Genomic DNA, 13,339 nt, shown 5'->3' on the forward strand with positions numbered 1-13,339 from the left:
AGGAGGTTTTGAAAGTGTAAAAATAACGTCAAAATCATTGAAAAATAAGTCACAAAGAGGTATCATAGTACATGAAACCGAATTTAAAAGGGAGTTTAAAAATGACACATATTCAATTTGATTATTCAAAATTATTAGGCCAATTTGTTAATGAAAATGAAATCGATTTCATGCAAGATCAAGTAACTCAAGCGGATACCATTTTACGACAAGGTACTGGTCCAGGTTCTGATTTCTTGGGTTGGTTAGATTTACCAGAAAACTATGATAAAGCTGAATTTGATCGCATTCTTAAAGCAGCAGAAAAAATTAAAGCTGACAGTGAAGTCTTGGTAGTTATTGGTATTGGTGGTTCATATCTTGGAGCAAAAGCAGCAATTGATTTCTTAAACAATCATTTTGCTAACTTACAAACAGCTGAATACCGTAAAGCACCGCAAATTCTTTATGCTGGAAATTCAATTTCTTCAACTTACCTAGCAGACTTAGTTGAATACGTCCAAGATAAAGATTTTTCTGTAAACGTTATTTCAAAATCAGGAACAACGACTGAACCTGCTATTGCCTTCCGTGTTTTCAAAGAACTTCTAGTTGAAAAATATGGTCAAGAAGAAGCTAACAAACGTATCTATGCAACAACTGACAAAGTAAAAGGTGCAGTTAAAGTTGAAGCAGATGCTAATAATTGGGATACATTTGTTGTTCCAGATAATGTTGGTGGTCGTTTCTCTGTATTGACTGCTGTTGGACTATTACCAATTGCGGCATCTGGTGCAGATATTAAGGCACTTATGGAAGGTGCTAATGCAGCTCGTAACGAATTAACATCTGATAAGATTTCTGAAAATATTGCCTATCAATATGCTGCTGTGAGAAATGTCTTATATCGTAAAGGCTATATTACTGAAATCTTAGCTAATTACGAACCATCACTACAATACTTTGGTGAATGGTGGAAACAATTAGCTGGAGAATCTGAAGGTAAAGACCAAAAAGGGATTTACCCAACATCAGCAAACTTCTCTACTGACCTACATTCACTTGGTCAATTTATCCAAGAAGGTTACCGTAACATTTTCGAAACGGTTATCCGTGTCGACAAACCTCGTCGTAATATCACAATCCCAGAACTAGCTGAAGATCTTGATGGCTTAGGTTACCTACAAGGAAAAGATGTTGATTTTGTTAACAAAAAAGCAACTGATGGCGTTCTTTTAGCTCATACTGATGGTGGTGTTCCTAACATGTTTGTGACACTTCCACAACAAGATGCCTTTACACTTGGTTATACTATTTACTTCTTTGAATTAGCCATTGCACTTTCTGGTTATTTAAATGCTGTAAATCCATTTAACCAACCAGGTGTAGAAGCTTACAAGAAAAATATGTTTGCACTTCTTGGAAAACCAGGATTTGAAGACTTGTCAGCAGAATTAAACGCACGTTTGTAATATAAAAAAAGAACCTTGAAGAGGTTCTTTTTTTATTTGTTAATATTTATTAATTCTGTTTGAGTTCCCCAAGCACCAGTTTGAACTTGTAGTTGTAAATCAGAGTTTTCAACAACATCTTGATTCACATCAAAAACAACATTTCCTGTAATATTATTGCCAGGATTAACTTCACTTAAAAAGAATTTAGCATCTTCATTTGCATAAGCTCCTGCAGAAGAATCAGATGAATACTCAGTTTCTCCTTTTATTAATTTGAAAAAATTGGAATCAACGGTAACTGCTTTTTTTCCATTATTTTTAACAGTTACATTCAGTATTAAATAAACACCTGATGCATCTTTTCCATATTCACCACCAACATTTGAAGCAGTAGACTTAGAATTAACAACATATTCTAAATCGCCAACTTTAACATTTTGTCCAACTGAATACACTGTTTTTTTATTACTTTCAGATGAAGTCTTAGTTGAACTTGAACTACTTGAGGATTGACTATCAGCATTTGATGTTTTCTTATTCGTTGATGTACTACTTCCCATATTAGCGAAAACTGAAATTAAAATTATAGCTACTAAAAGAATGAACCATATACGTTTATAAAATGGTTTCTTTTGAACATAAACATTTCCATTCTCATCTTTAATTTTCTTTGCCACAATGTTTCTTCTAAAATATTAAAATTTTTCTAAAATTATTATATAGTTAGTTTCATTTTTTGTCAACCGCTTTCATAAATTAAATTTATTAATATATTTAACAAAAAGCACTAGTATAAAGGACATTTTTATTTGTGAAATTATCAAATTTTCTGAAAATTTGATATAATAAGAAAAATACAAGGAAGTAGGTATTGAGATGACATCAGAAAAAATGACAGCACAAGAAATTATTGCCTTTATTGGAAATGCAGAGAAAAAAACAAAGGTTAAGGTTACATTTGAAGGTCAGCTAAGTGGACAAGTTCCAGAATCAGTTATTAAACTAGGAAACACATTATTTGGTGATTGGAAAGATATAGCCCCCTTACTCTCTAAGCTTGTTGAAAATAAAGATTATGTCGTCGAACAAGATGGTCGAAACTCAGCAGTCCCCTTATTAGATAAGCGTTACATTAATGCTCGTATTGAACCTGGTGCTATTATTCGTGACCAAGTAACGATTGAAGATAATGCTGTCATTATGATGGGAGCAGTAATCAATATTGGTGCAGAAATTGGTCGTGGAACCATGATCGATATGGGTGCTATTTTAGGAGGCAGAGCAACTGTTGGTGAAAACAGTCATATTGGTGCTGGCGCTGTTTTGGCTGGTGTTATTGAGCCTGCTTCAGCAGAGCCTGTCAGAATCGGTAATAATGTTTTAGTTGGTGCTAATGCGGTGGTGATTGAGGGTGTTCAAGTTGGAAACGGTGCTGTTGTTGCAGCTGGTGCCATTGTAACGCAAGATGTCCCAGAAAATGTCGTTGTTGCCGGTGTACCAGCTAGAATTATCAAAAAGATTGATAGCCAAACACAACAAAAGACAGCCTTAGAGGAAGCACTACGTCACTTATAAGTAAGATAGAAAAGGGAAATGAGATGCCAATAGATTTTACCCAAATTAGAAGAGATTTACATCAGATACCAGAAATCGGATTTGAAGAGTTTGAAACACAGGCATATCTCTTAAAAACCTTAGACAGTATTTGTCGTGGAAAAGCATTTATTGAACGCAAAACATGGAAAACAGGCATTCTAGTATTTATTAAAGGTAGTCAACCTAGTAAAACTATTGGTTGGCGTACAGATATAGATGGTTTGCCAGTGGTGGAAGAGACTGGATTAGCTTTTGAAAGTCAACATGAAGGAAAAATGCACGCTTGTGGGCATGATATTCATATGACAGTTGCTTTAGGACTTGTTGAAGCTTGTAGTAACGTTCAGCCTAAAGATAATCTACTCTTTTTATTTCAACCTGCGGAAGAAAATCTAGCTGGTGGGATGGAGATGTTTAAGGCTGGAGTATTAGAAGAATGGAAACCAGACGAATTTTATGGTTTACATGTACGACCAGATTTAAAAGTGGGAGATATCGCAACAAACACAAGTACTTTATTTGCAGGTACTTGCGAAGTACTTGTTACCATAACTGGTAAAGGTGGTCATGCAGCATTTCCTCATAATGCTAATGATGCTCTAGTCGCAGCAGCCTACTTTATTACTCAAGTACAGACCATAATAAGCCGCAATGTAGACCCTATTCAAGGTGGTGTTGTTACCTTTGGTTCTTTACATGCGGGAACGACAAATAATGTGATAGCAGAATCAGCAATCTGTCATGGAACTATTAGATCATTGACCCAAGACATGAACCTTCATATTCAAAAACGTTTGAAGGCAATCGGCGAAGGAATTGCAGCATCCTTTGGTGTAAATGTCGTCGTTGAATTAAAACAAGGTGGCTACCTACCAGTTGAAAATGACCCCAAATTAGTTCAAGAGTTAATGATTTTCTTTAAAGATAGACCAGCTGTAAATCTAATTGATTGCGAACCTGCAATGATAGGTGAAGATTTTGGTTATCTGTTGCACCAGATACCAGGTGTCATGTTTTGGTTAGGAGTAGACAGTCCTTATCCACTACACCATAGCAAAATGACACCTGATGAGGATGCTATTTCTTTTGCCATCACAGAAATTGCAGCATTCTTAAACACTAAGGTTACCATATAAAAATAACTAGCACATTTTTGTGCTAGTTATTTTTTGTAACAAAAAGGGAGGGCACCTACAAAGTAGATGCCCAGGAGATTTATGAAAAAGGAAAATAATTAGGAAAGGTTATTTTCCTTACGGTTTTGGGATAAACCGTCATTTTTAGGATACATGAAGTATACCACAGAAAAATAAAATTGTCTAAAAATAAGTATTATTTTAATAAATTATTTTTTGTATTTAGTTTTTTGATCAAAATAGTTGTGCTTGGAACCAAAACAAGTATACTTCCAATCCATGCTGCTGGATTGGCTGCAGCAACACCATCAAATCCAAAATAGATTAAACCAATAACAGCCACTAAAGCTCTCATAACTAATTCCATAATACCTGCCAAGGTTGGCACAAAGCCATGTCCTAACCCTTGTACAAAACTTCTTAGTATAAATAATATGGCTAGTATCCAGTAACAAGAACCATTAATAATATAGTATCTTAAGGCTAATGCAAAAACTTGAGTACTACCACTAGTTAAGAAAAGCCCTGAGAAGAATTGATTGAAGCTAATGAGCAAAATAGCAAAAACAATAGACCATAAAATGGTAATGGTAAGTGTTTTTCTGAGACCAGATAAAATTCGATCATATTTTTTGGCACCATAGTTTTGAGCAGTATATGTAGAAATTGCAAGTCCAAGATTAAGCATTGGTAACATTGCTAGTTGATCTGTTTTGCTAGCTATCGCTTGGGCAGCAATAGCATTTGTTCCTAAATGATTTAAAGTCACTTGTAAAATAATAGCTCCAATTGCGATGATGCTGGCTTGAAAAGCCATTGGAAAGCCAAGTCTTGCGTGATTTTTTAGATTTTCATGATCTAGTTTTAAATCCTTTTTGGAAAGTTTAAAATAGGGAATGTGATAATTGATATAAATCATAAGATAAATGACAGAAAAGGCTTGCGCAATGACAGTAGCAAACCCTGCTCCAAAGACTCCTAGATGAAAGTGGAGTATAAAGATAAAGTCAAGTACAATATTAATAAGGCAAGCAATAATTAAAGCTATTAATGGTGTTTTTGAATTGCCTAATGCCCTAATAGCACTAGAAAAAAAGTTAAATAAAATGGTGAAAATCATACCACCAAATATAGCTGAAAGAAAAGAATAAGATGATGAAATTAAATGCTTTGGTGTTTGCATGATTTCAAGAAGTGGTCTTAAAAAGGTAAGAGCCAAAATGGTTAAAACTAAAGCAGTTACCATAGCATAAAAAAGACCATGGACAAAACTTTTTTTAATATCTTCAGGGTCATTAGCTCCAAACTTATGAGAGGTTATGATTGTCAGTCCAGAAGTTAACCCTTCAGCAAACCCTAGGATCAAAAAAGTAATACTACCTGTCGCCCCTACACTAGCAAATGCATTTTTTCCTAGTGTATGACCAACAATAATGCTATCTGCAAAATTGTAAGTTAACTGAAAAAAACTACCAATTAATAAAGGAATGGTAAACCATAAGATAACTTTTAGAGGATTTCCTTTTGTTAAATCATGCATTTTAATCACCTCTCAATTTTAAAAATATCACTAGTTTCTATTTTATTATGACTTGAAAATTAATGCAATAGCGCTTTCTATTTAATAATTAGAAAAATTCATGATATGATAGGTTTATGGAAAAAAGAGAACAAAGACAAAACATATTAAAGGCTTTAAAAGAGCATGACAAGACTCGAAAAAAAGCTAAAGATCATGCTTTTATTAGCGCATTAATCAAAACAGACAAATACCAAAATGCTCGTACGATAGCTAGTTTTCTAGCCTTTGACTTTGAGTTTAATACAGATTTATTAATAAAACAGGCTTCAAAGGATGGCAAAATTATCTTAATTCCTAAAACGTATGCTAATAGAGATATGGTTTTTGTTCCATATCATCCAGATAAACTGAAAAAAACAAATTTTGGTTTGATGGAACCAACTAATATTGAAGAGGCATATGATAAAAAAGATATTGATTTGATTCATGTTCCAGGAGTTTGTTTCAATCAAAATGGCTATAGGATTGGTCATGGTGCTGGTTATTATGATCGCTTTTTATCTGATTATCAAGGTAACACTATTAGTACCGTTTACGATTGCCAAATGGTTGATTTCACACCAGAAAGTCATGATATTGCTGTTGAGGAGTTAATCATTCAATGAAATCTTTTTTTAAACACTATCCAGCAACAACATTTTTATTAACCATTACAATTTTAGTATTTGTAGGAATGCAAACTGCTTATCCTGGTCAAGCCACATCTCCCCAAGCAATTTTAACCTTTGGAGGGATGTATGGACATTATCTGGCTTATGACCATACACACATTTGGAGACTGGTAACCCCCATTTTTGTTCATATTGGGCTTGGCCATTTCTTTTTAAATATTTTGGCCTTGTATTTTGTTGGACAGATGGCTGAAGGTATTTGGGGCTCACCTTACTTTTTACTACTTTATATTTTAGCTGGTATCAGTGGGAATGTTTTTACATTACTATTTACTCCAGACGTAATTGCAGCTGGTGCTTCTACTTCTTTATTTGGTCTTTTTGCAGCGATTATGATGGTAGCAGTATTTAGTCCTGATGCTTCTTTAAAGGGTTTGGGTAGAGATTACTTTATGCTAATATTAATTAATTTAGTCATGAATATCTTTATGCCAAATGTTAGTATCGCTGGACATATTGGTGGCCTTGTTGGCGGTATTTTAGTAGCTATCTTTTTACCTGCAAGAATCCCGTTAAATCATCAAAAATGGTTTTACCGTTTGAGTGCATTATGTCTTTATATAGCTTTAATGATTGGAATGCTTTCAATTTCCCTATAAAAAAACAGTAGCTTATTGCTACTGTTTTTATTTTATTTCTTTGAAAGTTCTTGGCCTAGCTCAATGATATATTTGGTTAAATCATCTTTGACCTGTGGGTGTTGAAGAGCATAGTCAATAGATGTTTTCATAAACCCAAATTTATCACCAACATCATAACGATTACCAGTAAATTGATGTGCAAAGACACGCTGCGTTTTATTTAAAGTGTCAATGGCATCAGTAAGTTGAACTTCGTTACCGGCACCAGGTTCTTGAGTTTCTAAAATACTAAATATTTCGGGAGTTAGAAGATAACGACCAATGATAGCTAAATTGCTTGGGGCCTCTTCTGGAGAAGGTTTTTCAACAAATTTGCTGACGCTATAGCGTCCATTAACTCCTTCACCATGAGGAGCAATAACACCATAGGCTGAAACATCCTCATGTGGGACTTCCATAACAGCAATAGTGGAAGCATGTGTTTCTTTAAAGTCATTCATTAATTGCTTCGTTAGGGGAACAGCATCAGGATCAGTAATGTCCATTAAATCATCACCAAGCATTACAACAAAAGGTTCATTCCCAACAAATGCCTTTGCTTGTAGGACCGCATCACCAAGACCTCTTGGATGACTCTGGCGAATGAAGTGAAGATTGATAGCTGTAGTGTCATTAACAAGTTTTAATAGGTCTGTTTTACCTTTTTGTTCAAGATTGTACTCTAATTCAAAATTAGAATCAAAATGATCTTCTATTGATCTTTTTGATTTACCTGTAACAATCAAAATATCTTCAATTCCTGACTTTAAAGCTTCTTCTACGATGAATTGTACTGTAGGTTTATCGACAATTGGCAACATTTCCTTTGCTAAAGCTTTTGTTGCAGGAAGAAAACGAGTTCCAAGTCCAGCAGCTGGAATAACAGCTTTTCTCACTTTTTTCATTGAAATCTCCTTTTGTTTATTAATGCCATTCATTTTCAGAACGGAATTCATTAAACATCATCCCTAAAATGCTTTCTTTAATATCTGCACCTTCATAGATTGATTTGTAAATAGCAGTAGTAATAGGCATATACACGTCTAGTTCTTTAGCAATCTCATAGGCAACTTTTGTTGTTGAGATACCTTCAATAACCATTCCCATGTTACGTTCAATATCTTCGAGTTTTTCACCACGTCCAAGAGCATCACCTGCTCTCCAGTTTCTTGAGTGAACCGAAGTACCAGTAACAATTAGATCTCCAACTCCTGATAGCCCACTATATGTTAAAGGATCAGCTCCTAATTTGACACCTAAACGTGTGATTTCAGCCAAACCACGTGTGATGACAGCAGCTTTAGCGTTATCACCATATCCGAGACCATGAAGAGCTCCAGCACCCACTGCAATGATATTTTTCAAAGCACCAGCGGTTTCAACACCTATTACATCTTGATTTGTGTATAAACGGAAATAGTGATTGCTGAAAAGCTCCTGAACATATTTAGCAGCTTCTAAATCTTTTGATGCTGCGGTAATTAATGTAATGTCACGAACAATGGTTTCTTCTGCATGACTTGGACCTGATACAACAACAATCTCACTGCGAAGGTCGGCTGGAATTTCTTCTTCAAGAATAGTAGATAATCTTTCGTGAGTACCTGGTTCAAGACCTTTAGAGGCATGCATGATAATCGCTTTATGATCTAAGATTTCAGCAACTTGTTTAGCTACTAATCTAGTTACTTTGGTTGGGACAACTAATAAAATAGCGTCTACATTATTCAAAGCTTCTTTTAAATCTGTTGTTGCTTTGATAGCCGGGTCTAAGACCACATCTTTAAAGTAATGTGTATTGGTATGTTTTGTTTGTAATTCTTCAATTTGTTCTGCTAGGTTTCCCCAAAGTGTAACATCATGACCATTATCATTAAGTACTTGGGATAGTGCAGTTCCCCATGAACCAGGGCCTAAGACTGCAATTTTTTGACTTTGCATTTTTATCTCCTTAACTATTTATAGTCTATAGGTATAATCAGTTCATTATATCATAAGAAAGCGTTTTTGTCTTAAATTGCTTTTTTTCAAAATAACTAAAACCAATCAAAAATAGAATCTGATTAGGGTTCTTGATAAGATTATTTGCTAAAGAACTCATTCAATGACAAAAAAAGACAGACAGAAGAGTGTAATCAAATAATAGTCATAAAAACAGATTTGGAAATTGTCCAAATCTGTTTTTTTTAATCTTGATGTAGTGTTTTTGTTTTATTCAAAAAAGCATAACCGAGACCAATGAAAAGTCCGCCTCCTATCCAATTCCCCATAAAAACTACACTCCATTGACGTAAAATATTGAGTAGTGTCAATCCTTTGATTGGATGAACAGGACTAAGACCAGCTAACATAAAAGAAGCAAAGTTAGCTATCAAATGCTCGTTTGCTAAGAAAACAAACATAAAGATAGCAGACATGGCAATAAAGCATTTCGCAGATTCTTCTTTCAAAAGCATGTAACCGAGAATTGCAATATTAACGAACATATTTGCAGTAATACCTTCGATAAAATTCATACTGTTAGTCTTAGATAGTTTTATCTGAACAGTATTGATAAGATAACTTTTAGTTGTCAATTTATGGAAAGCAAATGATTGATTAAACAACCATGCTAAAATAATTGTTCCTATGAGATTAAAGAGAGTACAGTACGCTAAGATGTAAATTGTTTTTTTCCAACTAATAACTTTGTAGTAAGAACCTGTTGTTAGATACATCATATTTGAAGTCGCTAATTCACCATTAAAAATAAGAACATAAACCAAGCCTATAGCAAAAATAAATGGAAAGACAAAACGTGATAATGATGGGAATTGTGTTCCTATAACATCAGCTGCGATAACACCAACAGCTGTGGACATGGTTAAGAAAGCTCCCGCGTAAATTGAGCGTAAAGCATAACGTGCTAAACTTTCATCAAATAACGCTTCTTTTTTTCGACAAGCTGCGCTTACCTTTTCCTCAAATTGTGACATAAAATCTCCTTGTGAATTGTTAAACAAATATTTTTTTCCTAATAAAAGCGGGAGGAAAACCTTCCGCAAAAAACATTATTTTTCTGAGGCACCAGAAGTGGCATCCGCAGCTGGTGCCGCTGCCGCTTGACCAGTATCAGAAGCGCCAGAAGTTACATCAGCACTGTGTCCACCAGCATCAGAGGCGCCAGAAGTTGCATCTGTAGCACTTGGTGAACCAGCTTTACCACCAGCTAAGTATTGGCCTGTTTCTTTAAGATACCAGTCTAACCAAGGTTTGAAATTAAAAACAATTTCATTAATACCTGCATATGAACCGTCTGGATAGTACATAGCTTGGTAATTGTGAGTGTTAATAATTTCTGCAGGAGAACCAGGAACAATAGTTCTGACATATTCTTCATTACCGTTTCGTAGAGAACCAATAACCCATTCTACATTTTTCATACGAGCAGGTGGAAGTGATCCGTGAACTGTTGATAGACGGTTACCAACTTGTTCAGGGACACGTTTTGCAAACATTGTATCTGGATCTTGATGTTGACTATTGTAATATAAGAATTGGTTGTTATCATCAGCGTATGTTAATTCAAAAGGCATAGCTTTCAAGAACATATTGATTTGGTCAACTGTTAACAAACCATTATCAAGTTTAACATAAGTATCACCTTCGACAGCACCTACAATTTTTGAAGCTTTTTCTAACCAGTCGGGATCATCTGGATCAACTTCACGAATAGTCGTTGCAATTGGTTTACCAGCGTCTAAGTCTTCAGGTTCAATAGGCTTAGGCTGTCTAAGTGTTGAAACAACACCTACATATTTGATGAAGTTATCTAAGCAAGTTTCTAAGAATTTCACAGTTCCCTCGTTAATAATATTACCATTATCATCAAATGCTTCTTTAGCTTTACCAAGTAAAAATTCATTTCCTGGAAGAGTATAGGCATTGACACCTGGAGCATCCAAGATTTTACGAAGATGGACTTGAGCGCGCGATGTTCCTTGATCATAGTATGAAGCTCCTACAATCATAACAGGTTTGTTTTCAAATGGATGTAAGTTGAAAGATAACCATTCTAGAGTACTTTTCAAAGCAGGTGTAATCGTATGATTGTGTTCAGGAGTTGCGATGATAACACCGTCAGCTCTGTTGATTTTATTGTATAGATATTGAACGGCAAAAGATTGTGATTGATCATCATCTTGGTTAAACATTGGAACGTCTTTGATTTCCAAAAGTTCTAGTTCAAATTTTGTTTTAAATTGTTTGCGGATGAATTCTAATAACATACGGTTGTATGATTTTTCAGCATTAGAGCCAACAAGTCCTACAAATTTCATATCTTATTCCTTTCTGTTTATAAATTTTCCCAATCAAAGTTTTCTGCTTCTTTGTGTAGAAGCTCTTGTGCATTTGATAATTTTCCAGTGATAATGACAAATAATCTGAAATCATCAAAAATTGCATCTAACTTTTGAATCGTTTCAAGATCAAATAAATTACCATCTTCGTCAAATGCTTGTAAGGAATGAGATAGTAAAAACTCATCAGGAAGGACATTTGCTTTTAATTCAGGAGCATTTAAAATTTGTCTCAATTGTAATTGGGCACGCGATGAACCAAGTGTTCCGTAAGAAGCACCAGTAATCATGACGGGTTTGTTAAGAAGTGGGTAAATGCCATAAGATAACCAAGCGAGCGCATTCATCAATGAAGCAGGGATAGAATGGTCATATTCTGGCGTTCCAATGATGACACCATCAGCTTCTTCAATTTTTTGAGCTAATTCTAAAACACTTTCAGGAAGAACTTTTTCAGAAGGTTTGTTAAAGAATGGAAGATCTTTAATTTCAACAAGTTCGATGTCAGCTTTGTCAGCGTAGTGTTTTTCAATGTATTCTAGAAGCTTACGATTTGTAGAGCGAGCGGAATTTGTACCGACAAGTCCGATAAGTTTCATAATAGTCCCTCTTTTCTGAAAATGGTTGATAATTTAATATCTAATACTATAATACCGAATTTTTGATAATTAAGCCAACGGTTTCCGAAAAGTCAACTTTTATGCTTGATTGAAAATTCACAAGAAATTTTCAGAAAACAATTAATCCTCTAATGTCTCAAAACTCTTTTTTAATGGTAAACTATGAGAATACTTGAATTGGGAGAGATTATGAAGTCTATTATCACATTAGTAAAACAAGAAACCTTGTTATTTATTTCGGCGCTCTTAGCTGTTTTTAGTTTTTTGGTACAACCAAATATTAGAAAAACAATAGCTTCTGTTGACCTAAAAACACTTCTTAGTTTATTGTTATTAATGGTTATTGTAGCTGGTTTTCGTCAAGCTGGTTTTTTCCAATGGCTGACAAATACTATCTTAAAAAAGGTTAGTAACTTAAAAAACTTAGTTTTGGTCTTAGTTGGTTTCAGTTTTTTCATCAGTATGTTAGTGACAAATGATGTGGCCTTAATCATGTTAGTACCGCTAGCAATTAGTATTCTTAAAAAGCTTGAACTCAAAAGACTCATTTTCACCATTGTTCTCATGACAATTGCTGCTAACATGGGAAGTAGTTTAACCATTATTGGTAATTCTCAGAATTTATATCTTTTCCAGTATGGTCATTTTAAATGGTTTAGCATTACACATTTGATGTTTCCATATGTCTTTTTAACTGGCTTATTATTAGTTATATTCATTTATCTCCTTTTACCAAATCAAATGATTAGACAAGAACCCATTCAGGTAAAAATGGATATAAAATCATTATTATTTCTTCTTGTTTTGTTTAGTTTTACATTTTTATTTATAATTGATGTCTTACCTGTATGGTCACCTATCATCATTATTATTTTCTTGTTAATGTTTGATAGAAAACTCTTTTATCAAGTTGATTATGCTTTATTATTAACCTTCTTCTTTCTCTTTCTCTTTCTCTTTCTCTTTCTCTTTCTTTTCATAGGAAATATCAATCAAATTCCGTTGATAACAAATAGCATCCATCGTGTGTTATCTGGTCACGAAGTGATTGTCACGGTCATTTTAAGCCAATTGATTAGTAATGTTCCCAGTGCTATTGCCTTAACAAACTACACAAGGCAAATAAGTGATTTAGTAATTGGCACAAATCTTGGTGGCCTTGGTACCCTGATAGCATCTATGGCTAGTTTGATTTCTTATAAATACATAGTTAAAGAAAAAGAAATGAATCGAAAATCCTATCTTTTGATGTTTAGTCTTTATAATGTAGTTGTTCTACTTGTGCTTCTGACTTTTCATTATTTAACCTCAAACTAGCATTGTAGAAAGAAATGGTGACTT

At 34.3% G+C, this 13,339-nt stretch carries 13 protein-coding genes; 6 read left to right on the forward strand and 7 right to left on the reverse strand.

The annotated features are described in order from the left end of the window. The first annotated feature begins 101 nt into the window (after positions 1-101). Positions 102-1,451, forward strand: a complete 1,350-nt coding sequence (locus STRUR_RS00800) for a glucose-6-phosphate isomerase (RefSeq protein ID WP_037595738.1) — start codon at positions 102-104, stop codon at positions 1,449-1,451. A 32-nt stretch (positions 1,452-1,483) separates the two neighbouring features. Here STRUR_RS00800 and STRUR_RS00805 read toward each other — a convergent pair whose 3' ends face one another. Next, complete coding sequence (locus tag STRUR_RS00805; RefSeq protein ID WP_006738803.1) at positions 1,484-2,110, reverse strand: DUF4352 domain-containing protein; 627 nt, start codon at positions 2,108-2,110, stop codon at positions 1,484-1,486. Between the two features lie 199 nt (positions 2,111-2,309). Between STRUR_RS00805 and dapD the strand changes: the two genes are divergently transcribed. Further along, on the forward strand, positions 2,310-3,008 hold the full coding sequence (gene dapD / locus STRUR_RS00810) for a 2,3,4,5-tetrahydropyridine-2,6-dicarboxylate N-acetyltransferase (RefSeq protein ID WP_006740331.1): 699 nt from the start codon (positions 2,310-2,312) through the stop codon (positions 3,006-3,008). A 23-nt stretch (positions 3,009-3,031) separates the two neighbouring features. Then, positions 3,032-4,165, forward strand: coding sequence for an N-acetyldiaminopimelate deacetylase (locus tag STRUR_RS00815; protein ID WP_006739766.1), 1,134 nt, complete (start codon positions 3,032-3,034; stop codon positions 4,163-4,165). Between the two features lie 196 nt (positions 4,166-4,361). On the opposite strand, the gene STRUR_RS00820 is transcribed toward STRUR_RS00815, so the two are convergent. Beyond that, positions 4,362-5,705, reverse strand: coding sequence for an MATE family efflux transporter (locus STRUR_RS00820; protein ID WP_006739165.1), 1,344 nt, complete (start codon positions 5,703-5,705; stop codon positions 4,362-4,364). 116 nt (positions 5,706-5,821) lie between these two features. On the opposite strand from STRUR_RS00820, the gene STRUR_RS00825 reads away from it, so the two are divergent. Then, positions 5,822-6,352 (forward strand): 5-formyltetrahydrofolate cyclo-ligase, encoded by a 531-nt coding sequence (locus tag STRUR_RS00825; protein ID WP_006738540.1) that lies wholly within the window; start codon positions 5,822-5,824, stop codon positions 6,350-6,352. Further along, positions 6,349-7,017, forward strand: coding sequence for a rhomboid family intramembrane serine protease (locus STRUR_RS00830; protein WP_006740068.1), 669 nt, complete (start codon positions 6,349-6,351; stop codon positions 7,015-7,017). The genes STRUR_RS00825 and STRUR_RS00830 overlap by 4 nt, the downstream gene beginning before the upstream one ends. 32 nt (positions 7,018-7,049) lie before the next feature. Here the strand turns inward: STRUR_RS00830 and galU are convergent, their stop codons facing one another. The 5 genes from galU to STRUR_RS00855 all read right to left on the reverse strand — a co-directional run bounded on the left by galU (position 7,050) and on the right by STRUR_RS00855 (position 11,977). After that, the gene (gene galU / locus STRUR_RS00835) at positions 7,050-7,949 is read right to left on the reverse strand and encodes a UTP--glucose-1-phosphate uridylyltransferase GalU (protein WP_126430502.1); all 900 of its coding nucleotides are present in this window, start codon (positions 7,947-7,949) and stop codon (positions 7,050-7,052) included. 13 nt (positions 7,950-7,962) lie between these two features. Next, a complete protein-coding gene (locus tag STRUR_RS00840) occupies positions 7,963-8,979 on the reverse strand; it encodes an NAD(P)H-dependent glycerol-3-phosphate dehydrogenase (RefSeq protein ID WP_006738820.1) in 1,017 nt (338 codons plus the stop codon). A 245-nt stretch (positions 8,980-9,224) separates the two neighbouring features. Further along, complete coding sequence (locus STRUR_RS00845; RefSeq protein WP_006739717.1) at positions 9,225-10,013, reverse strand: formate/nitrite transporter family protein; 789 nt, start codon at positions 10,011-10,013, stop codon at positions 9,225-9,227. A 75-nt stretch (positions 10,014-10,088) separates the two neighbouring features. After that, positions 10,089-11,357, reverse strand: a complete 1,269-nt coding sequence (locus tag STRUR_RS00850; protein WP_006739556.1) for an NAD(P)H-dependent oxidoreductase — start codon at positions 11,355-11,357, stop codon at positions 10,089-10,091. Positions 11,358-11,374: 17 nt separating this feature from the next. Further along, complete coding sequence (locus STRUR_RS00855; protein WP_006739024.1) at positions 11,375-11,977, reverse strand: NADPH-dependent FMN reductase; 603 nt, start codon at positions 11,975-11,977, stop codon at positions 11,375-11,377. A gap of 210 nt (positions 11,978-12,187) precedes the next feature. Between STRUR_RS00855 and STRUR_RS00860 the strand changes: the two genes are divergently transcribed. Next, positions 12,188-13,315 (forward strand): SLC13 family permease, encoded by a 1,128-nt coding sequence (locus tag STRUR_RS00860; RefSeq protein ID WP_006738610.1) that lies wholly within the window; start codon positions 12,188-12,190, stop codon positions 13,313-13,315. The last annotated feature ends 24 nt before the right edge of the window (positions 13,316-13,339 follow it).

It is taken from the genome of Streptococcus urinalis 2285-97, assembly GCF_000188055.2.
Classification (GTDB): Bacteria; Bacillota; Bacilli; order Lactobacillales; family Streptococcaceae; genus Streptococcus; species Streptococcus urinalis.

Excerpts from the sequence above, each read along its gene's own strand:
- STRUR_RS00800 (WP_037595738.1), top strand. The coding sequence starts at position 102 with ATGACACATATTCAATTTGATTATTCAAAATTATTAGGCCAATTTGTT.
- dapD (WP_006740331.1), top strand. The coding sequence starts at position 2,310 with ATGACATCAGAAAAAATGACAGCACAAGAAATTATTGCCTTTATTGGA.
- STRUR_RS00815 (WP_006739766.1), top strand. The coding sequence starts at position 3,032 with ATGCCAATAGATTTTACCCAAATTAGAAGAGATTTACATCAGATACCA.
- STRUR_RS00820 (WP_006739165.1), bottom strand. The coding sequence starts at position 5,705 with ATGCATGATTTAACAAAAGGAAATCCTCTAAAAGTTATCTTATGGTTT.
- STRUR_RS00825 (WP_006738540.1), top strand. The coding sequence starts at position 5,822 with ATGGAAAAAAGAGAACAAAGACAAAACATATTAAAGGCTTTAAAAGAG.
- STRUR_RS00830 (WP_006740068.1), top strand. The coding sequence starts at position 6,349 with ATGAAATCTTTTTTTAAACACTATCCAGCAACAACATTTTTATTAACC.
- STRUR_RS00840 (WP_006738820.1), bottom strand. The coding sequence starts at position 8,979 with ATGCAAAGTCAAAAAATTGCAGTCTTAGGCCCTGGTTCATGGGGAACT.
- STRUR_RS00845 (WP_006739717.1), bottom strand. The coding sequence starts at position 10,013 with ATGTCACAATTTGAGGAAAAGGTAAGCGCAGCTTGTCGAAAAAAAGAA.
- STRUR_RS00850 (WP_006739556.1), bottom strand. The coding sequence starts at position 11,357 with ATGAAATTTGTAGGACTTGTTGGCTCTAATGCTGAAAAATCATACAAC.
- STRUR_RS00855 (WP_006739024.1), bottom strand. The coding sequence starts at position 11,977 with ATGAAACTTATCGGACTTGTCGGTACAAATTCCGCTCGCTCTACAAAT.
- STRUR_RS00860 (WP_006738610.1), top strand. The coding sequence starts at position 12,188 with ATGAAGTCTATTATCACATTAGTAAAACAAGAAACCTTGTTATTTATT.